The sequence below is a fragment of the Streptomyces sp. NPDC017940 genome, from assembly GCF_044328435.1.
Lineage (GTDB): Bacteria > Actinomycetota > Actinomycetes > Streptomycetales > Streptomycetaceae > Streptomyces.
Map to the genome: position 1 here is coordinate 31,058 of NZ_JBIRHJ010000001.1, position 20,315 is coordinate 51,372.

Below are 20,315 nucleotides of genomic sequence, written 5' to 3' on the forward strand. Positions count from 1 at the left end.
TGCCCTGGGGCCTGTGGCGCCGGGTCCGGCCCGCGCAGCCTAACCGGGGGGGCCCGGGGGGGGGCGGGCGCCCCCGGGGGGGGGGGGCCCCCCCCCCCCCCGGGGGGGGGGCGCCCCCGGTCCCGTTGACGGCGTTTCCGGCGCCGTACGGGATACCCGCAGTCTGCGGAACGGGTGACGAGACTTGCCTTATGCCATTAATTCGGGCATTTGGTCTACGGTAGATGAGATTGTCCGACGGACGGATCCGACGAGGGGATCCGACGGACGGATCTGACGGGCAGATCGGTATCGAACCGTCGGCGTGGACGCCGGGAAGGTCGCAGGGTAGGCCGATGACAGAAGCAAGTCCGCCGACCGCGGCGGAGCGCGCGGCCCAGGTGCTCGGTGCCGGACGGCTGCCCGAGGAGTGGGCCGCCACACCGCTGACCGTGGTCATGCCGACGTACAACGAGGCGGGAAACCTGCCCGGCATGGCCGACGCGCTGCTCGCCCTCGGGCTGCCGGGCCTGAGCCTGCTCGTCGTCGACGACTCCAGCCCCGACGGCACCGGCGAGATCGCCGAGGACTGCGCCCGGCGCCACCAGGAGACGTCGGGCCGCCGCCGCATGAGCGTGCTGCACCGCACGGAGAAGGACGGCCTCGGCCGGGCCTACGCGGCGGGCATGGCCAAGGCCGTCGAGGACGGCGCGCGCTACGTCCTACAGATGGACGCCGACGGCAGCCACCCCGTGGAGAAGGTCGCCGATCTGCTCGGCGTCGCGCTCGCCACGGACGCCGGGGTCGTCGTCGGCAGCCGGTACGTGCAGGGCGGCACCCTCTCCGAGACCTGGGGCGCCCACCGCAAACTCCTCTCCCGCTGGGCCAACGCCTACGCGGGCACCATCCTCGGCACCCGCGTCCGCGACATCACCGGCGGCTTCAACCTGTGGCGGGCCGACGCCGTGCGCGCCGTGGACCTCGCGAGCGTCGACAGCGCGGGCTACAGCTTCCAGGTCGAGATGAAGTACCGCGCGCTGCGCCACGGCTTCGACGTCATGGAGGTCCCGATCCACTTCGAGGACCGTACCGTCGGCGAGTCCAAGATGAACCTGATGGTGCAGCTGGAGTCCGTCGGCATGCCGTGGAAGCTGCGGGTGCGCGCGGCACGGGGCGCCCGCGGGGGCCTCGGGGCGGGGCCGTCCGTATGACGAGCGGCACACTGCACGAGGCGCGGGCCGCCGCCCCCGTCACCGCCCCCGGTGCCGCCGTGCCCGGCGTGGCCGCCCCGGTGGCCGTGCCCCGCTTCCCCCTCGCCCGGCTGCGCCGCCTCTGCCTGGAGCTCGTGAAGTTCGGGGTGGTCGGCGGCAGCGGGGTCGCCGTCAACCTCGTCGTCTTCAACCTGCTCCTGCACGGCCTCGGCTCGCGGCCCATGACGGCCACCGTCCTCGCCAGCTGCGTCGCCATGGGCACCAACTACCTGGGGTTCCGGTTCTTCGCCTACCGGGACCGCGCCTCGCGCAGCAAGCGGCAGATCGCCCTGTTCTTCGTCTTCAGCGGCATCGGCGTGCTGATGGAGAGCCTGCTGTTCTACGCCGCGTACCACGGGGCGGGGCTGAGCGGGCCGCTCGGTTCGAACATCGCGAAGGCCCAGTCCATCGTGCTCGCGTCGGCGTTCCGCTTCCTGGTGTACCGGACGTGGGTGTTCAAGGACCGTGCCCACCATGACGTGCGGCGGCCGTAGCGGGAGCGACGAGCAGCCGGGGCACAGAGGGGCGGCGGTCGCGGCCGTCGCCGCCGTCGTGCGCCGGTACTTCGCTTCGCGAACGCGGTCAGCGCAGGACGCTCCCCACCAGGCGCGCCGCCCTGCGCACACGCGAGCCCGGCTCCCCGGCCACCCGGCGGACCAGGGGCCCAAGGACGCGGGACGTCACGCCCACCGGGACCCAGGTGAGCTGGAGGCGGCCCGCGCCGCGGCCCTCCGGTTCCGCCGTCACCCGGTGCGGGGCCGTGCCCGCGCGGTAGGGGACGCGGGCCGTCAGGCGGGGGAGGGCGAGGGGTGCGAGGAGTACGCCGCTGTTGCGCAGGCGGCCGTCGGTGAGCTGGACCAGCGGGTGGCGGGTGCCCGCGAAGCCGTCCTGCGGTACGGGGGCCCGGGCGAGGTCGAGGACGACCTCGCCCTCGTAGACGCCGGGCCGCACCGGGTCGAGCCGGAAGCGGGTCGTCAGGCGGCGGCGGCCCGGTGCCACGACGAGGCTCGCCACCTGCGGGCCCATCGGGAGCCTGCGGCCGGGGTCGTAGGTGCGGACCGACAGGGCGAGGGCGGCGCCGGGGGCCGGTTCGACGCGGGTGATCTCGTGCCGGAACTGCGCGCCCGGGAACGGCCGGGAGTCCGGACCGAGGTCGGTGAGGTCGAGTTCGCGGCGCCCGGCGGGCGTGGCGGGAACCCGGTCGCCCCAGTAGACCCGCCCGTCGGCGTCCTCCGCCAGGGCGCGCGGCCCCACCGCGTGCCCGAGCCCCCGCGCCGCCACCTGCGCCTCGTCCAGGCGCCCGTCCCGTACCAGCTGGATGACGACCCGCTCCGCCCGCGGCAGCCGGGCGTACGCGGCCTCGGACAGGCCCGCCAGGTACGGGTTCACGATGGCGGCGAAGCCGCGCAGCCACGTCTCGTCACGGAAGGGCAGGTCGCCCGCGTACATCCGGAAGTCGTGCTTGAGGAACTTGTAGTCCTTGGCGTCGCGCAGGGCCCGGTGGCCGCGTCGCTCCAGGAACGCGTCGATGAGGCCCTGCACGTGCACCCGGTCGCGTACGTTGCTCAGCTTGTGCCGCTGGTTGGAGATGGACGCCGCGTCCGCGGCGCCGTACGGCTCTGTGTACCAGCGGTACACCGGCTCGGGGATGACCGTGAACGCCTTCGCCAGGCAGTACGCCTGGGCCGAGAAGAGCTGGTCCTCGTAGTGGATGCCTTCGGGGAAGCGCAGCGCGTGGTCGTCGAGGAAGGACTTCCGGTACATCTTGCTCGTCGACAAGTGCTCGAAGAGCAGGGCGGGTTCGGCTTCGATGCCCGCCACCGTGCGGCGCTCGGCGACCAGGTGGGGCATCCACGTGGAGGTGCGGCCGGTGTCGACCCGTACCCGTTCCACCGCGCCCATCACGAAGTCGACCGGGCGTTCGCCGTGGGCCGCGAGGAGTGACTCCACCGCCCGCTTTGGGAGTTCGTCGTCGCTGTCGAGGAACATCAGGAACGGGGCGCGCGCGATGTCGATCGCGCGGTTGCGCGGGGCGCTGCATCCGCCGCTGTTCCGCGGCAGGCGGAGGTAGGTGACGCGGTCGTCGAGGGCGGCGAGCTCCCGCGCCACCCGGGGGGTGGCGTCCGTGGAGTGGTCGTCGCTGATGACGATCTCGATGTTCCGGTGGGACTGGCGCCGGAGCGAGGCGACGGCGCGCGGCAGGCGCTCGGCGTCGTTGTGGACGATGACGGTGACCGTCACGTCGGGTGTGTCGGGTGTGTCGGGTGTGTCGGGTGCGTCGGAGGCTTCGGGCGCGTCGGGGGGCGGGGCGGCGGGCGTCATCGGGTGGCCTCCTCCGGGGTGGGGGCGGGTGTCCGCCCGTCCAGCGGGGTGATGGCGGGCAGCGACTCCTCGGGCTCGCCGAGGAACACCCGGCGTACGACGCGCTCGGCGGCCCGCCCGTCGTCGAACTCGCAGAAGCGCCGCCGGAACACCGCCCGGGCCTCGGCCGCCGCCTCGTCCCGCCAGGCGTCGGAGGTGAGGATGCGGGTCAGTTCCTCCTGTGTACGGGCCACCGGGCCGGGCGCCTGCGCGGGCAGGTCGAAGTAGACGCCGCGCGTCTTCGCGTACGTCTCCCAGTCGTCGGCGTAGATCACGACCGGGCGGTCGAGGTTGGCGTAGTCGAACATGATGGAGGAGTAGTCCGTGATCAGCGCGTCCGCCGCGAGGGCCAGGTCCTCCACCGGGTCGTACGTGGACACGTCGACGAGGCGGCCGGAACGGCGCAGGCTCGTCAGGGGCGAGGCGGCGCCGCCGTAGAAGTAGTGGCCCCGCACCAGGAGCACCGTGTCCCCGCCGAGCCGGTCGGCGAGCGCCGCCAGGTCGAGGGGCGGCGTCCACGTCGCCTCGTAGTCGCGGTGCGTGGGCGCGTACAGCAGGGCGCGCCTGCCGGGGGCGATGCCGAGGCGCTCGCGGACGGCGCGGACGTCCGCGGCCGTCGCCGTGTAGTACACGTCGTTGCGCGGGTAGCCGTAATCGAGCTCCACGTAGCGGGACGGGTAGGCGCGCTGCCACATCTGTGTGGAGTGGCTGTTGGACGAGACGCTGTAGTCCCAGCGGTCCACGCGGGCGAGCAGGTCGTGGAAGTTCAGGCCCTTGGCCGCGGCCGGGTGGTCGAGCTGGTCCAGGCCCATGCGCTTCAGCGGGGTGCCGTGGTGCGTCTGGAGGTGCACGGCGTCGGGGCGCTTGACCACGGCGTTCGGGAAGTTGGCGTTGTTCACCAGGTACTTGGCCGTCGCGAGGACCCGCCAGTAGCGGCGCGTTCCCGGTACGACGTGGTCGGTGCCCGGCGGCAGCAGCGGCACGTTGCCGGCGGTGACGATCCACACCTGGTGGATGTGCGGGGCGAGTTCGGCGAGCTTCGCGGCGACGGCGGCCGGGTTGCAGGCGACGCCCCGGTCCCAGTACGCGGAGAAGACCGCAAGGTCCGGGTCGACCGGGCGCTTCAGGTCGTGGTGGTACTGGAGGTCACGGACCTTCCTGCCCACCGTCCGCCGGCTCTTCCTGACCGCCGAACGCACCTTACGGCGCCGCTGGTTCGCCGCCTGGAACACGCGGTACCTGGTGTACGCGTTCTCCTCCAGGAAGCGGCGGCGCACCCCTTCCAGGCCGCCGGGGTGCCGGTACCCGGGCGGGCGGAGCTCCACCGCCGCCCGGGCGGCGCGGGCGAAGAACTCCCGCGCCGTGTCGTCGGGCAGGGGCGCGCGGGCCACGGTGCGCAGGCTCGCGGTGACCATCGCGGCGTACAGCACGGCGCGCGGGCCGGGGTCCGCGTGCCGTTCGGCGGCGAGGCGGAGCAGCCGCTCGTAGGCGGCGAGGAGCGCGAAGTGGCCGTCGGCCGTGAGCGGCGGCAGGCTCTGGGCCCGCAACTGCCGCTCCTCCAGGACCACTTGGTCGAGGGCCGCGATCCGTCCGGCGGTGAGCAGCAGCGCGTACGCCGTGAACAGCTCGTCGTCCGTGGCGAGGCCCTCCCGCTGTTGTGCCCGCCAGAAGTCCGCCCGTACGACGTGCGTGCCGAGCAGCGGTGTCACCCGCAGCAGGTCCGGGCAGTCCCCGAGGGACACCTCGCGGCGGCCCGGCTCGGCGAGGACACCACCGTCGGGGCTCGGCATGCGGGCGTGCCGCCAGGTGGAGCGGACGTGATCGGTGAGCAGGACGTCCACTTCTTGCGGGGCCGCGGATTGCTGAGGGGGCGCGGATTGCTGAGCGGCCGCCGTTGCCCGCGCGGCTGCGCCGTCCCGCGCGGCCGCGCTGTCGTCATGTGCGGCCGCCGTCCTCTGGAGGGCCGCCGTCCGCTCGGCGACCGCCCGCGCCGCGCGCGCGGGCACGGTGTCCTTGCTGTGCACGAACTGGAGCCAGCGCCCCGTCGCCCGGTCCGCGCCCGCCGCGCGGGCCGTGCCGTCCGGGGTGCCGTCGGGCAGCGCGACGAGGGTGACGTAGGGGTACTGCTCCGCGGCCTGCCGGGCGGAGTCGCCGATGGCCGCGACGACGACCTCCACCGCGGGCGCGGCGTCCGTGAGGGCCGTGAGGCTCTCCGTGAGGTGTCCCTGCACGTTGCGGCCGTACACCACGACGCTCAGCTCCGGCATCCCTGCTCCAGCCTCTCTGCTGCCTCGGTCGTCGGCTCGGCCAACGCTGCTAAACGCTCCCATAGTGTAAGGATCTGCTTATTGGCGTGACAAAAGGGGCAAGGAGGGTCTCAGTTCTTGCCGCCGGTGAACCGCTCGTACTCCTTCATGACCTCCGCCGTCGGCCCGTCCAGGCGCAGCTCCCCGTGTTCCAGCCACAGGACGCGGTCGCAGGTGTCCCGGATCGACTTGTTGTTGTGGCTGACGAGGAAGACCGTCCCGGCGCGCTCGCGCAGCGCGCGGACGCGTTCCTGGGAGCGCTTCTGGAACGCGCGGTCGCCGGTGGCCAGGGCCTCGTCGATCAGCAGGACGTCGTGGTCCTTGGCGGCACCGATGGAGAAGCGCAGGCGGGCGGCCATGCCGGAGGAGTAGGTGCGCATCGGCAGCGTGCTGAAGTCGCCCTTGTCGTCGATCCCGGAGAAGGCGACGATGCCCGCGCCGCGCTCCCGGGTCTCCTCGCGGGACATCCCCGCCGCGAGGCAGCCGAGCCGGACGTTGCGCTCGCCGGTGAGGTCGTTCATCAGGGCCGCGTCGACGCCGAGCAGCGAGGGCCTGCCGTCGGTGTAGATCCGGCCGCGCTCGACCGGCAGCAGGCCCGCGACCGCCCGCAGGAGCGTGGACTTGCCGGAGCCGTTGGTGCCGACGAGCCCGATGGCCTCGCCGCGCAGGGCCGTGAAGGACACCCCGCGGACGGCGTGCACCGTGCGCGCCCCTGCGCCCGCGCCGCGCCCGCGCCGCAGGACGCGGCCGAGGGCGGCGGTCGCGGTGCCCCGGGTGGTGGCCGCACCGGTGCCGTGCACGCGGTACACGATGTCGACGGCGTCGACGACGACGGTCGGGGCGGGGGGCTCGTGCGTGCGGGGCGCGCTCGCCCCCGGGGGTGCGTCAGCCGCGGCCATACGTCTCCTCCGCCTTCCAGAAGTAGAGGAACCCGCCGACCCCGGCGACCAGCGCCCAGCCCACCGCCCATGCCCACACGTGCGGCGGGAGCCGGTCGGCGTGGAAGCTGTCGATGAGCGCGAACCGCATGAGGTCGATGTGGACGGCGGCGGGGTTGGCCTGGAGAAGCACGGTAACGGCGCGTGGCAGGTCCCTGTCGGCCAGGACCTTGTCGATGCTCCACATCACCCCGGACGCGTACATCCAGGTCCGCAGCACGAACGGCATCAGCTGCGCGATGTCCGGCGTCCGCGCGCCGAGGCGGGCGAGGGCGAGGGCGAGCCCCGCGTTGAAGACGAACTGGAGGGCGAGCGCGGGCAGGGCCAGGAGCCAGGAGGGGCTGGGCGGCACCCCGAAGCCGAGCAGGATCGCGAGCAGCGCGCCCAGGGAGAAGAGGAGTTGCTGGAGCTGTTGCAGGCAGTACGAGATCGGCAGCGCGGCACGCGGGAAGTGCAGGGCGCGCACCAGTCCGAGGCTGCCGGAGACGGCGCGGGTGCCCGCGAGGGCGGACTGCTGCGTGAAGGTGAACACGAAGACGCCCGTGACCAGGAACGGCACATAGTCCGGCACGTCGCGCCTGGTGTCCATCAGGACGCCGAAGACGAAGTAGTAGACGGCCGCGTTGAGCAGCGGCGTCAGCACCTGCCAGAGCTGGCCGAGCCTCGCCCGGCTGTACTGGGCGGTGAGCCGGGCCGTGGCGAACGCGGTGACGAAGTGGCGCCGCCGCCACAGTTCGCGCACATAGGCGGGCAGGGAGGGGCGGGCGCCGATGACACTCAGTCCGTGGCGGGCGGCGAGGGCTGCGGCGGACTCCGCTGCGGATTCGGCCGCGGGCGGTTTGTCGAGTACGAGGGTCACGGCCGTTGCTTCCGCTCGGGGACGTGGGAGGGCGGCGGCACGGTGCGAGGTCACGCCGGTTCACGTCAGTTCGCTTCGGAACACACCGAAACGTGTGGCGCGTCGAACACGTTGGGACGGGACCGTATCGTCGTCACGTAGACAGTAGGACGCCTCGACGTCGGAACGCAACCGTTTCGTCGTCGCGCCCTATGCTGTTCCCATGACGACGCGTGGCGGAGAGTCCGGGGAGAGCGGGAAAAAGCCGGGTGACCGGGGCCGCAGGGCGCCCGCGGGGGCCGCCGTGCTGCGCGAGGACGTGACCGAGGCCATCCGTGCCGCCGTCTTCGAGGAGCTGGCGGCGGTGGGGTACGCGCGCATGTCCATCGAGGGCATCGCGCGCCGCGCGGGCGTCGGCAAGACGGCCGTCTACCGCCGCTGGCGCTCCAAGCTGCACCTGGTGCTCGACCTGGTGTCGGCGCTCGCGGTCCAGGGCCTGCCCACGCCGGACACCGGCACCCTGGAGGGCGATCTGCGCCTGCTGTACGAGGTGACGTCCCGCGCGCTGCGCCACCCCGTCGCCTCCCAGGTCGTCCCCGACCTCCAGGCGGAGGCGGCCCGCAACCCCGACATCGAGGCGGCCTTGCAGAAGGCGCTGCGCGAGGGGCAGTACGGCGTGGCGAGCGGCATCGTCGCGCAGGCCGTGGCGCGCGGCGAACTGCGCGCGGGCCTCACGGCGACGGACGAGGCCCTGGCCCTGGACCTGATGTCGGGGCCGCTGTACTGGCGGGCGGTCGTGGTGCGCGGTGAGCTGCCCGAGGGGTATCTGGAGGGGCTGGCCGGGGCGACGGCGGCGGCCCTCAAGGCGCTGTGAGTCCCCTCGCGCCCCATGCGCGAGTCCGCCCGCCCGACGTGCGCCGGGCACTACGGCTGGCTCGCGTCCGACGTGCGCCGGGCTCTACGACTGCCTCGCGCCCGACCCGCGCTGAGCCACGCCTGCGGCTGAGCTACACCTGCGGCGCAGCTACGACTGCCGCTCCCGAGTCAGCACGAGCACCGTGATCGAGCCGATCACGGCGGAACCCGTGGTGATGCTCACCGCCAGTTCCGTCCCCCCGCTGAACGCGACGCTGCTGAAGGCGTTCAGGACGATGGCGACGGCGAGCACGAGCCAGAGGAGGGCCTTCATGACGGAACCTTTCGGGGCAAGGACTTGCGTTCGCGGTCAACTCTGCCTGCCGCGCCCGCGGTGATCGAGGGGGTGTGCTCCCGGGCCGGGGTGTAGCGGGCTCCACCCTCCGGGCGGTGGCACGCTCACCCGCGCCCGCCAGGGGGCTCGCCTAACCTGAGTGTCATGCGAGAGACGATCGGGCGGGCGGACCGCGCCTCCATGCAACTGCTCATGGGTGCGGGGCTCGCCCTCCTCTCGTACGTGTTCGTCGGCGTCCTGCTCTTCACCGCCGTCGCCTCGCTCATCGTAATCGGACTCGGCGTCCTGCCCGAGACCGTCCTGATGCTGCGCCGTATCGCGGGTCACAAGCGGCGCCAGGTCGCCCAGTGGTCGGGCACCCGGATACCCGAGGCGTACACGCCGCTGACCGGCACCCTCGTGGAGCGGGTGCGCAAGGCCGTCAAGGACCCCGGCACCTACCGGGACCTGCGCTGGCTCGCCCTCCACTTCGTCTACGGGTTCGCGCTGCTGTACGCGGCGCTGCCGCTGTGGGTGATCGGTGTGATCGTCGACGGCGTGTGGTGCGGACTGCTCCGCCGCCGGGCCGTCGTGCTCCCGCTGATCGTGCGCCTCGCCGAACTCGACGCGCGCTGGTCGCGGGCGCTGCTCAAGCCGTCTGCCGAGGACGAGCGCAACGCCGAGCTGGCCGAGCGCGTCGAGGAGCTGACGGAGACCAGGGCGGGCGCGGTGGCGGCGCACGGCGCCGAGCTGCGCCGCATCGAGCGGGATCTGCACGACGGCACCCAGGCGCGGCTCGTCGCCCTGTCCATGCGGATCGGTCTGGCCAAGCGGGCCCACGACCAGGGCGGCACCGACCCCGACACGGTGCGCAGACTCCTCGACGACGCCCAGGACCAGGCCGAGGAGGCCCTGACCGAGCTGCGGCACGTCGTGCGCGGCATCCACCCGCCCATCCTCACCGACCGCGGCCTCGTCGGCGCGGTACGGGCGCTGGCCGCGAGCAGCGGCCTCGAGGTGTCCGTGCGGGACGACGGCGTGGAGGGCGGCGCCCGGGCACCCGCCGCCGTGGAGGCAGCCGCGTACTTCGTGGTGGCCGAGGCCCTGACGAACGCCGCCAAGCACAGCGGGGCGCACGCGGCCCGCATCGAACTGGCCCGCGCACCGCGCGGCCTGCGGCTGTGCGTGCGGGACGAGGGCGAGGGCGGCGCCGACGAGGCGGGCGGCAGCGGACTGCTCGGCATGCGGCGCAGGGTCGCGGCCCTGGACGGGACCATGGATGTGACGAGCCCCGCCGGGGGGCCGACCGAGATCGGGGTGGAGCTGCCGTGCGTGTGGTGATCGCGGAGGACAACGCGTTGCTGAGGGAGGGGCTCGTGCTGCTCCTGACATCGGCGGGGCACGAGGTGGCGGCCGTCGCGGCCACGGGCCCCGAGGTCCTGCCCGCCCTCCTCGAACACCGGCCCGACGTGGCCGTCCTCGACGTCCGGATGCCCCCCGGGTTCCGCGACGAGGGGCTGCGCGCCGCCCTCGACGCCCGCAAGCAGCTGCCGGGACTTCCGGTCCTCGTCCTGTCCCAGTACGTCGAGGAGACGTACGCGGCCGAGCTGCTCGCCGGTGACGCGAGCGGTGTCGGCTATCTCCTGAAGGACCGCGTCGGCCGGGTCGACGCGTTCCTCGACGCCCTGGAGCGCGTCGCCGCGGGCGGCACCGCACTGGACCCCGAGGTCGTCACCGAGCTTCTGACGCGGCGCGCCGACGACCCCATCGACTCCCTCACGCCGCGCGAGCGCGAGGTGCTCCAGCTCATGGCCGAGGGCCGCGACAACACCACCATCGCGGCCACCCTGGTCGTCTCCGAACGCGCCGTCAGCAAGCACATCGGGAACGTCTTCCTGAAGCTCGGCCTGCCGCCGAGCGACAGCGGGCACCGGCGGGTGCTCGCTGTCCTCGCGTACCTCAACAAGGCCTGAGCGGGGTGCGGGACACACCCCGCACCCCGCTCCCCGGCCCCGCTCCCGCGCCCTCACCCCGTCGGATACCGCCCCCGCAGCACCCGCCGCACCGGCGGCACCGTCCCCGCGAGGGCCGTCGCCGCGACCACGCCGACGATCAGCGCGCCCTGGACGGGCGGCAGGTAGGGCAGGGCGCCCGCGAAGGCCAAGCTGAAGGCGAGCAGCGGGACCAGGGCGACGGCGGCGCCCACCACCAGGCCGGTGACGGCGACCGCGGCGGCCTCCGCGCGCAGCATCCTGCGCAGCTGGGAGCGGGCGGCCCCGGCCCTGCGCAGGAGGGTGAGCTCGGGGCGGCGGCCGACCGCGATCAGCGAGAGCGTGCTGAGGACGGCGATGACGGTGAAGGCGCCGATCGCGCCGACCGCCGCCCCGGTCACCACCTCGCCGAGGGCCTGGTCCTCCGGTTCGACGCGCACCGCGTCCCGTACGGCCGCCGCGTCCCGCTGCACACGGGCCCCCGGCACGGCCGCGTCCACCGCGCGCAGCGTGCGGGCCGCGCCGTCCGTCGCCACCAGGACCCGGGCCCGGCCTGCGCCGGACGCGTGCCGCAGGACCTCGTCACGGGCGAGCAGGAAGTCCCCGGTGCCGAGGCCCCGGTCGTAGACCGCGGCCACCCGCAGCCGCCCTTCGGTGCCGTCGCCGAAGCGCAGCCGCACCGTCGATCCCGGCTCTGCGTCCAGGGCGCGGGCCCGGTCCGCGGAGAGGGCGACGGTGCCGGGGCGCAGTCCTGCCAGGTCGCCCTCGCGGACGTCGGGGTCCAGGGTGCGGGTCAGGCGCTCCGGCGTGACACCGAGCACCGGAAGGCGCTCCAGCTTCGGTTCGCCCGCCTCCTTGCCAGCGAGCACCACCGTGCTGTGCACGACCTCCGTCGCGCCCGACACCCCGGGCAGGGCCCTGATCCGCTCCAGGGCACCGCGCGGGAGCCCCCCTTCGGCCCGCACCACGACGTCCGCGCGGGCGACTTCCCGTGCCTGGGCCCGTGCCTCGTGCGTGAGGGTGGCGCCCGCCGCGAGCTGCACCAGGGCGAACGCGGTGACCAGGACGACGGGGGTGATCGCGGCGCCCAGGCGGGGCGCCGCCGCCGTGCAGTTGGCGGCCGCGAGCCGGCCGCCGGGGCCGCCGAAGCGGCGCATCGGCGCGCCGAGCACCCGCATCGCGCCCGTCGCGATCCACGGGCCGAGCACCGCGCACGCGATCACCATGAGGACGGCGGCGGCGCTCGCGGCCGCCGCCGCGGCCTGCCCGCCCTGGAGCGTCGCCGTTCCCGCTGCGCTGACACCGAGGCCGAGCAGCACGAGGCCCGTGATGCGGCGGGGTGTTCCCGGCGGTGACTCGCGCAGCGCCTGCGCGGGCCGGACCTTCGCCGTGCGACCGCAGGCGATCAGCGCCGAGAGCCGGGCGACGAGTACGGTGACGCCCGCCGTGACCAGCGGCGCGGCCGCCAGCCAGGGCGGCAGGGGGAGTACGAGGCCCGAGGGCACCGCGCCGCGCGCGTCGAGGAGCGCGCGCAGCGCCAGGTGGGCGGGCACGGCGAGGACGGCGCCCACCGCTGCCGCCGCCACCGCGACGCGCCCCACCTCGCGGCCCACCGCGCCCCGCAGCTGCCGGGGCGTCGCGCCCACGGCCCGCAACAGGGCGAGTTCGTGGCCGCGCTGGCGCAGCGCCTGCACGATCGTCGACGACACCACGAGGACGGCGATCAGCGTCATCGTCCCCGCGACCGCCCCGAGGATCTCCAGGAGGGTGGAGCGCGCCGGGGACGCCGTCAGGTCCTCCGCGGCCCCGCGGCCGTCGCCGGTGAGCACCCGAAGCCCCGCCGCGTCGCCCTTCGCCCGCTCTCCGGCGCCGCGGAGACCGGCCTTGTCCACGGCGTCCCGCACCCGCCCGGACAGCGCGCCCGTGCCGACGCCCTCGTCGGCCACGACGCCGACGGCGTCCACGGTGCCCGAGTGCCCGGCGAGGCGGCGCGCCTCACCGCCGGTGAAGTAGACCGCGGCGCGCGGCCCGTCCGCGACGCCCACGACCCGGTACGTCCGCTCGGCCCCGTCGACCCGCACCGCGACCCGGCCGCCGGCCACAGCTGTGCCGTGCCCCACCACGGCCTCGCCCGCCCGCTGCGGTTCCCGGCCGTCCCGCAGCGCGTACGGGGCGAGGCGGGCGGCGTCCCAGGGGCGGCCGGTGGCCGCGGTGCCCGCGAGGCCCACGGGGAACACCCGGTCGGCGACGGCCGCCCGTACGCCCGGCACCCCGCGCACCACGTCGAGCGCGCGCTCGGGCACCCGTACCCGTTCCGTCAGGCCCGCTGTCGCCGTCTCCGGTTCCGAGCCCCACGGCTTGGCGGTGTAGCGGGTGTTCTGGTCACCTGCGACAACGAGGTCGGCCGCCGCGTAGCGCTCCACGCGGGCGTGGCCGAGCGCCGCCGACGTCACGGCGAGCGCGAAGGCGCCGAGCAGCGTGGACGTCAGGACGAGCGCCGCGAAGACCGCGGCCCACGCCTTGCGGTGCGTACGCGCCCCACGGGCGGCGAGCAGCGCGACGACGCCCCGGCCGCCTTGGCGGGCGCGGTTCGGGCCGCCCTGTGGGGCGCCGTTCCGGCCGCCACGCCGGGCGCTGTTCGGGCTGTGCTGTCGGGCGTCGTTCGGGCCGCCCTGTCGGGCGCCGTTCCAGTCACCCGGTCCGGCGTCGTTCGGACCGCCCTGCCGGGCGTCGCTCAGGCCGACCTGCCGGGTGTCGTACGGGCCGCCCTGCCGGGCGTCGCTCAGGCCGCCCTGCCGGGTGTCGTACGGGCCGCCCTGCCGGGCGTCGCTCGGGCCGCCACGCCAGGCGTCGTTCGGACCGCCCTGCCGGGCGTCGCTCAGGCCGCCCTGCCGGGCGCCGTTCCAGCCGCCCGGTCCGGCGTCGCTCGGGCCACCCCGCTCGGCGCCGTTCCAGCCGCCCGGCCCGACGCCGCCCCGGCCACCCCGCCCCGCACGCCCCCCGTGCCCCCCACCCGCGTCGGGAACCCCGCCCGTCCGGTGCACGCCGCTCATACCGTCACCACCGTCCGCCCGCCGCCCAGCTGCCGCATCACGGCGTGCACCCGCTCGGCGTCCGGGGCGCCGAGGGCGGCGACGACTCGGCCCCCGGCGAGGAAGACCGCCTCGTCGCACCAGGCGGCCGCCGAGGGGTCGTGCGTCACCATGACGACCGTGTGGCCGTCCCTGTCGACCGCCTGGCGCAGCAGGGTGAGGACGTCGTGGGCGGTTGCGGGGTCCAGGGCGCCGGTGGGCTCGTCGGCGAAGACCACGGCCGGGTCGGTGACCAGGGCGCGGGCGATCGCGACGCGCTGCTGCTGGCCGCCGGAGAGTTCGGCGGGGCGGTCGTCGGCGCGGTCGCCGAGGCCGACGGCGGCCAGGGCCACGGCCGCGCGGGCGCCCACCCCGTCCGTCGCGCCGCCGAGCATCAGCGGCAGCGCCACGTTCTCGCCGACGCTGAGCGACGGCACGAGGTTGTGGGCCTGGAAGACGAAGCCGATCCGCTCCCGGCGCAGCCGGGTCAGCTCGGCCTCGGGCAGGGCGCCGATCCCGACGCCCTCGACCCGGACGGTGCCGGACGAGGGCCGGTCGAGCCCGGCCGCGCACTGTAGGAGCGTCGACTTGCCGGAGCCCGAGGGGCCCATGACGGCGAGGAACCGGCCGCGGGGCACCACCAGGTCGACCGGGTGCAGGGCGACGACATCACCCCCGCGGTACGTACGCCCGACCCCGTCCAGGACGAGCGCGTCGCTGCCCACCCGTTCCCTGGCCGCCCGCCGCGCAGACCCGCGCCGCCCGAACATCTTCTACGCCCTCTCCCCGACTCCCGCGGCCTTGCCGCCCGTCACCGAGAACGCTAGGAATCCGGACCCGGTGGCCACGAGAGGGCGCGCACCCGAAGCGGGGGTGGAGCCTGCTACACCCCCGCCGCGCGGCACCGCGCGCGAGCCGCGTCAGACGGGCCTGCGCAACACCTCCACCAGCGCCGCGACGCTCTGCTCGGCGCGCCCCTCGGCGACCGCCCGCTCCAGGAGCGCGTGCATCGGCGCGTGCCAGCTCACGTCGAGACCGGCCTCCACGGCGACCTCGGTGTCACCGGGGATGCCCGCGTGGAAGATGCCGATGGACGACTGGGGCGCGTCGTAGTCGCCGCGGTCGATCTCCGCCGCGTACCGCGGGAGCAGGGAGTTGATCATCTCCAGCCACTTCACCGTGTACGGGACCAGGGTGCTCGCCTCCAGGCCGCGCGCCGTGACCAGCGCCGCGCCCTGGAGGAAGCCGAGCAGCGCGGGCAGCAGCGTGCCGCCCACGGCCGACTCGTACAGGGCCGCGAGGTCGGGGTCGGTGCCCAGGTGCACGGTGTCGCCGCCCATGACCCGCAGCGTGGCCTCGTGCGCGTCGAAGACGGCCCGGTCGCCGCTGTAGCAGAGCAGGGTGTCGGGCGCGCCCACGGCCGCGGGCACGTTCTTGACGGCGCCGTCGAGGAAGCGCGCACCGTGGCCGATGGCCCAGCCGGCCATCGCCCGCGCGCCCGCGGGGGTACCGGAGTTGACGGTGACCAGGGTCCGCCCCGCGAGCGCGGACGCCGCGGGTCCAAGGGCCGCGAGGGTCGCCTCGTACGTCGTCAGGCAGGCGATCGTCAGCGGGCTCGCGGCGATGGCGTCCCGGACGTCGAGGGCGTGCACCGCGCCGCGCTCGACGAGCGGCGCGGCCTTGGCCGGGGTGCGGTTCCACACGGTGACGGGGTGCCCGGCCGCGAGGTACGCCGACGCGAGGGCCGCGCCCATCGCGCCGAGTCCGACCAGGGTCACGGGTGTACGGGCGTGCGCGGGCATGGCGGCTCCCAAGGAGGGGCGAGGGGCGGTGGAGTGGCGCGGGGCGAGGTGTCGCTCGCCGCGCCCCAAGCCTGGCGCCCACCGGGCCGCCGCTCAAGTACCCACTATCGGGTGCGTACTTACCTCTCGGTGCGTGCCTGCGGCTCTGCCTACGGGTGCAGTCGCTGTGCCTCCGGGTGCAGCCGCGTCCAGCCCGCCCACGCCGACTCCACCATCTCCCGCACGTCCCGCTTCGCCGACCAGCCGAGCTCGGCGGTCACCCGGTCCGCCACGGCGACCACGCGCGCCGGGTCGCCCGCGCGCCGCTCGGTGACCGCGGCCGGGACGTCGTACCCGGTGACTTCCGCGATCAGATCGACCATCACGCGCACCGAAACGCCCTCGCCGCGGCCGACGTTGAGGGTCAGGTCGGTGCCGCCGGGGGACGCCGTGAGCCGCCGGGCCGCGGCCACATGGGCCTCCGCGAGGTCCGTGACGTGGATGTAGTCGCGTACGCAGGTGCCGTCGGGCGTCGGATAGTCGGCGCCGAAGATCCTCGGGGCCTCGCCGGCGGTGAGCTTCTCGAAGACCATCGGGATCAGGTTGAAGACACCGGTGTCGGCGAGTTCGGGGCTCTTCGCGCCCGCCACGTTGAAGTACCGCAGGCACGCCGTGCGCAGCCCGGTGGCACGGCCCACCGCGCGGGTCAGCCACTCGCCCGCCAGCTTCGTCTCGCCGTAGGGACTCATCGGCACGCAGGGCGTGTCCTCGGTGACCAGGTCCACGTCCGGCATGCCGTACACGGCGGCCGACGAGGAGAGGACGAACGACGGCACCGCCGAGTCGGTGACCGCGTCGAGGAGGACCCTGAGGCCCTCGACGTTCTCCCTGTAGTAGTGCAGGGGCTGCTCGACGGACTCGCCGACCTGCTTCTTCGCCGCCAGGTGGATCACCCCGGAGACCTCGTGGTCCCGCATGGCGCGCGCGACGAGGTCCACGTCCAGGGTCGAGCCGACGACGAGGGGCACGCCGTCGGGCACGCGCTCGGCGAGGCCCGACGACAGGTCGTCGTAGACCACCGTCCGCTCGCCCGCCTCCGCCATGGCGCGCACGACGTGTCCTCCGATGTATCCCGCGCCGCCGGTGATCAGCCAGGTCATGGTCAGCTCGTCCCGTCGTGTCGTGTCGGTCGTGGACCGTCGTGCCGTGCCGGTGGTGGTCGCGCCCCCGGACATCCCGGACGCGCAGTCTTCCAGAGTCCGGGTACGGCTCGCGTCAGGGGCCGTCCGCCCGCCTGCCCGGCAGCCCGCGCACGATCCGCCCGAGCCGCCGCCGCGCGACCGCCGCGACCCCGCGCACCCCGGGGGCGATCCGCACCGAGAGGTTGCCCGCCCGCGTCGCGTAGGGCTGTACGAGCAGGACGCCGCGCCGCCCGCCCGGCACCACGGCGCGCCGCAGCAGACCGGGGCCCGGCACGGCGCGCGCCGTGGTCTCGCGCGCCGTCCCGTCGTCGAAGAGCAACCGGAGCCGCAGGTCCCACACGTCGCCGTCGAGCGCACCGAGGTCGACGCGCACCTCGGCGAGCCAGGTCCCGTCCGGCCGCTCGGGGCCGAACGCGGCCGTGCGCCGCAGACCGGGCCGGCCGCCGCCCCGGCGCGTCAGCTCCACGTCGACCACGCCGGGGCCCGCCGCGGCGACCCGTCCGTACAGCTCGTGCAGCCGCAGGCGCAGCACGCTGGTGCCCGCGCGCGGGCGCAGCTCCGCGTCGACCGCGAGCGGAAGCAGCCGCAGCGGCCGTACGAGGAGGTGGTCCAGGGTGACCTGGGGCAGGTCGGGCGACCAGACGGGGGTGCCGTCGGCGGTGCGCGCGTACGGCGGGACGAGCCGGGCCGGGCGCGCCGCCACCTGCGTGACGCGGTCCAGGTCGCGGGGCTCGGCCGCGGCGAGGACGACCCGGGCGACGACGCGTCCCGGCGCGGGCGCGGCCTCCAGGTCGGCGGCGTCGAACTCGGCGAGGTAGGCGCGGGTGAGCGCCCACCACTCGCGCCGGTACTCCGGGCCGCGGGCCGTCAGCTCCCGCGCGTACATGCGCAGGCCGTGGTCGAGGAACTGGGCGCGGGCCGCCCGCACCAGGAGCTTGTCGCCGTCGGCCGCGCCCCGCAGGATCTCCACGGCCCGGCGGTGCGCGGTGACGCGGGCCCGCCAGTTCTCGATCCCCGCGCGGTCCAGGGAGATCGACAGCCTGGTGGCCGCTCGGCGCACGTGCCACACGTACACGGTGTCGGGGACGAGGGCGATGCGCGGCGCGGCGGCCAGGACGCGGGCGCCGAAGACGAAGTCCTCGTAGAGGAAGCGGCCCTCGGGGAAGCGGATGCCGTGGGCGCGCAGGAAGTCCGTGCGGTAGAGCTTGTTGACGCAGAGCGTGTCGTGGACGAGGCGCGGGCGCAGCGCGGGTCGGGCCACGAGCGCGGGCCTGCGGTACAGCTCGGGCTGCCAGGGCACTTCGCGGCCCGACGGCAGCTCGCGCCGCACGCACCGCCCGGACGCGACCTCGGCGCCGTGCCCGAGCGCCGCGTCCAGGAGCTTCTGGGCGGCGCCCGGGGCCAGCACGTCGTCGCTGTCCAGGAACATCAGGTACGGCAGTCCGGCGGCGTCGACGCCGTCGTTGCGGGGGGCGCCGCAGCCGCCGCTGTTGACGGGCCGCCGGACCACCCGCACCCGGCGGTCCCGCGCGGCCAGTTCCGCGAGCACGGCGGGGGTGTCGTCCGTCGAGCAGTCGTCCACCGCGATCACCTCGCCCACGACGGGGCCCTGGGCGAGCGCGGAGCGCACCGCGTCGGCGATGTGCGGGGCGTCGTCGTAGCCGATCACGACGACGGTGATCTGGGGCTCTTGCGGTGAGATGCGGTCCACGGGAGAAATTTTAGAGCTTGGCAGGATTTATCCGATTAGGGTTGTTCGTCGGGAGGCTTGCTCGAGGTGCCTTCCCGGACCCCACCGCCTCACACGCCCCACTGGCCACTTCCGCCTCATCGCGCCCTGGTCACTCCCGCCTCACGGCGCCCCGCCCACCCGGGCGAGGATCTCGCCGGTGCGGGAGCTCCACGTCACCACCACCGCCTCGGGCGGCAGCCGTTGTTCCGGGGCGAGCAGCAGCCAGCGCACGTGGTACCGCTCGACCACGGCGGCGCGTTCGGCGGGTGTCGACGCCGGGTCGAGGTAGCGGCGCACCTCCTCTAGGCGCCGGTTGCGCACCGACTCGTCGAGCGAGGCGTCCGGCCAGGCGGGCGCCACCAGGTTGACGCCGAACGCGGGGACCGAGCGCATGGGCCGGTAGCTGTCGGTCAGGACGACGTCGCCGCGGTCCATGTGCGCCGCCGCCCAGCCGTAGTCCGGCCAGCGCGGGGGCTGCGCGAAGCCGACCGGGTCCAGGGTGCGGGGCACCACGGCGCCCGCCTGGATCTGGAAGAACCCGGTGAACGCGCCGAGCGCGGTGGCCCCCGCGAGGGCGGCGCGGCGGGTGCCCCACGGGCGCGCGGCCGCCAGTTCGATCGCCAGGGCGAACTGCAACGGGACCAGGGTCAGACCGAGGATGCGGCCGTAGGTGTAGTGGCCGCTGAGCCAGCCGTAGCCGACGACCGCGCAGTCCAGGGCGAACATCACGACCAGCGGGTCCTTGTGGTCCTTGCGCCACCGCAGGTACAGGGCGGGAAGACCGAGGGCGGCGAGCCAGAAGCGCTCGGGCATGTCCGTGTACAGCTGCCGGTGGATCCAGTCGACGGACTGGTCCCCGACCAGGGTCAGCGGATTGAAGTACGGCCAGGTCGTGGCCACCGCGAGGGCGGTGAGCCCGGTGAGCGCCCACAGCAGCGCCACCCTCGGCCCCGCCGGCACGCCGTCCCGCAGCGCCCGCGCGCACTGCGGCAGGGCGAAGGCGCTCACGCCGATGACCGCCGCCACCGACGTGATCGGATGGATCAGCAGGATCAGCCCGCACAGCGCGCCGAGCCCCAGGTGGGTCGGCGCGCCGCGCCGGGACCTGGCGGCCGTGCCCGCCCACGCCCAGGCCCAGAACATCAGCGCGATGCCGAACGTCGACGGGTAGCCGAGGTTGCCCGTCATCGACATCAGGCCCAGATAGCCGCTCCACCAGGCCATCCGCGTGCCCCAGAGCAGCACCATCGCGAACAGGGCGAGCACGGGGGCCCAGGGGCGCGGGGTGAGGACACGGACGAAGCGGCCGATGCCGGTGAGCAGCACCAGCAGGTTCAGCGGGCCCGAGAGCTTGACGACCTGCCAGCCCGCGAGGCCCGTCGCGTCGGCGAGCAAGGCCTGCGCGACGGCGTACGGAGAGTAGTACGCGCTGCCGTCGCCCGGCAGGTCCGCCATCGGGTGGGCGGGGTGCAGCAGGTCGTCCTTGAGCCGCTCGACGACCGCCGCGTGCTGCCCGAAGTCGCAGCAGATCGGGACCCGCCAGTAGGCGAGCGACATCACGAGCCAGAAGAGCCCGCCGAGCAGGAGGTAGGGGCTCGGCCGCCACCGCACCCCGAACCCGGACGCGGTGGCGCCGAGCGAGACCCGCCGCCACACCGCACCCGCGCCCCCCGTCGC

The 20,315-nt window shown here is 75.0% G+C and carries 16 protein-coding genes; 5 read left to right on the forward strand and 11 right to left on the reverse strand.

What is annotated here, in order from left to right:
• Nucleotides 1-335: 335 nt before the first annotated feature.
• Nucleotides 336-1,190, forward strand: a complete 855-nt coding sequence (locus ACH4DX_RS00115) for a polyprenol monophosphomannose synthase (RefSeq protein ID WP_398153415.1) — start codon at nucleotides 336-338, stop codon at nucleotides 1,188-1,190.
• The gene (locus ACH4DX_RS00120; RefSeq protein WP_398116187.1) at nucleotides 1,187-1,723 is read left to right on the forward strand and encodes a GtrA family protein; all 537 of its coding nucleotides are present in this window, start codon (nucleotides 1,187-1,189) and stop codon (nucleotides 1,721-1,723) included. The genes ACH4DX_RS00115 and ACH4DX_RS00120 overlap by 4 nt, the downstream gene beginning before the upstream one ends.
• Nucleotides 1,724-1,811: 88 nt before the next feature.
• Here the strand turns inward: ACH4DX_RS00120 and ACH4DX_RS00125 are convergent, their stop codons facing one another.
• From ACH4DX_RS00125 to ACH4DX_RS00140, 4 genes are all read right to left on the reverse strand, one after another.
• The gene (locus ACH4DX_RS00125; protein ID WP_398153416.1) at nucleotides 1,812-3,551 is read right to left on the reverse strand and encodes a glycosyltransferase family 2 protein; all 1,740 of its coding nucleotides are present in this window, start codon (nucleotides 3,549-3,551) and stop codon (nucleotides 1,812-1,814) included.
• Nucleotides 3,548-5,857: a CDP-glycerol glycerophosphotransferase family protein gene (locus ACH4DX_RS00130; protein ID WP_398153417.1), complete on the reverse strand. Its 2,310-nt coding sequence runs from the start codon at nucleotides 5,855-5,857 to the stop codon at nucleotides 3,548-3,550. The genes ACH4DX_RS00125 and ACH4DX_RS00130 overlap by 4 nt, the downstream gene beginning before the upstream one ends.
• A 110-nt stretch (nucleotides 5,858-5,967) precedes the next feature.
• Nucleotides 5,968-6,795 (reverse strand): ABC transporter ATP-binding protein, encoded by an 828-nt coding sequence (locus tag ACH4DX_RS00135; RefSeq protein ID WP_398153418.1) that lies wholly within the window; start codon nucleotides 6,793-6,795, stop codon nucleotides 5,968-5,970.
• Nucleotides 6,782-7,693 carry an ABC transporter permease gene (locus ACH4DX_RS00140; RefSeq protein ID WP_398153419.1) on the reverse strand — a complete coding sequence of 304 codons (912 nt, stop codon included), beginning with the start codon at nucleotides 7,691-7,693 and terminating at the stop codon, nucleotides 6,782-6,784. The genes ACH4DX_RS00135 and ACH4DX_RS00140 overlap by 14 nt, the downstream gene beginning before the upstream one ends.
• A 202-nt stretch (nucleotides 7,694-7,895) precedes the next feature.
• Between ACH4DX_RS00140 and ACH4DX_RS00145 the strand changes: the two genes are divergently transcribed.
• Nucleotides 7,896-8,546 carry a TetR/AcrR family transcriptional regulator gene (locus ACH4DX_RS00145; protein ID WP_398153420.1) on the forward strand — a complete coding sequence of 217 codons (651 nt, stop codon included), beginning with the start codon at nucleotides 7,896-7,898 and terminating at the stop codon, nucleotides 8,544-8,546.
• Between the two features lie 150 nt (nucleotides 8,547-8,696).
• Here ACH4DX_RS00145 and ACH4DX_RS00150 read toward each other — a convergent pair whose 3' ends face one another.
• On the reverse strand, nucleotides 8,697-8,861 hold the full coding sequence (locus tag ACH4DX_RS00150) for a hypothetical protein (RefSeq protein ID WP_398116197.1): 165 nt from the start codon (nucleotides 8,859-8,861) through the stop codon (nucleotides 8,697-8,699).
• Nucleotides 8,862-9,026: 165 nt separating this feature from the next.
• Here ACH4DX_RS00150 and ACH4DX_RS00155 point away from each other — a divergent pair, with 165 nt between their 5' ends.
• Entirely contained in the window at nucleotides 9,027-10,202 is a 1,176-nt protein-coding gene (locus tag ACH4DX_RS00155; RefSeq protein WP_398153421.1) for a sensor histidine kinase, read from the forward strand.
• A complete protein-coding gene (locus ACH4DX_RS00160; protein ID WP_398116201.1) occupies nucleotides 10,190-10,834 on the forward strand; it encodes a LuxR C-terminal-related transcriptional regulator in 645 nt (214 codons plus the stop codon). Before ACH4DX_RS00155 ends, ACH4DX_RS00160 begins: the two co-directional genes overlap by 13 nt.
• A 53-nt stretch (nucleotides 10,835-10,887) precedes the next feature.
• Here ACH4DX_RS00160 and ACH4DX_RS00165 read toward each other — a convergent pair whose 3' ends face one another.
• From ACH4DX_RS00165 to ACH4DX_RS00190, 6 genes are all read right to left on the reverse strand, one after another.
• Nucleotides 10,888-13,905 (reverse strand): FtsX-like permease family protein, encoded by a 3,018-nt coding sequence (locus tag ACH4DX_RS00165; RefSeq protein WP_398153422.1) that lies wholly within the window; start codon nucleotides 13,903-13,905, stop codon nucleotides 10,888-10,890.
• Nucleotides 13,902-14,693: an ABC transporter ATP-binding protein gene (locus ACH4DX_RS00170; protein WP_398116205.1), complete on the reverse strand. Its 792-nt coding sequence runs from the start codon at nucleotides 14,691-14,693 to the stop codon at nucleotides 13,902-13,904. The genes ACH4DX_RS00165 and ACH4DX_RS00170 overlap by 4 nt, the downstream gene beginning before the upstream one ends.
• 150 nt (nucleotides 14,694-14,843) lie before the next feature.
• Nucleotides 14,844-15,725 carry an NAD(P)-dependent oxidoreductase gene (locus tag ACH4DX_RS00175; protein WP_398153423.1) on the reverse strand — a complete coding sequence of 294 codons (882 nt, stop codon included), beginning with the start codon at nucleotides 15,723-15,725 and terminating at the stop codon, nucleotides 14,844-14,846.
• A gap of 149 nt (nucleotides 15,726-15,874) precedes the next feature.
• A complete protein-coding gene (galE, locus tag ACH4DX_RS00180; protein ID WP_398154135.1) occupies nucleotides 15,875-16,864 on the reverse strand; it encodes a UDP-glucose 4-epimerase GalE in 990 nt (329 codons plus the stop codon).
• Between the two features lie 115 nt (nucleotides 16,865-16,979).
• Entirely contained in the window at nucleotides 16,980-18,608 is a 1,629-nt protein-coding gene (locus tag ACH4DX_RS00185; RefSeq protein ID WP_398154136.1) for a glycosyltransferase family 2 protein, read from the reverse strand.
• Between the two features lie 150 nt (nucleotides 18,609-18,758).
• Nucleotides 18,759-20,294, reverse strand: coding sequence for a hypothetical protein (locus tag ACH4DX_RS00190; RefSeq protein ID WP_398154137.1), 1,536 nt, complete (start codon nucleotides 20,292-20,294; stop codon nucleotides 18,759-18,761).
• Nucleotides 20,295-20,315: the final 21 nt, after the last annotated feature.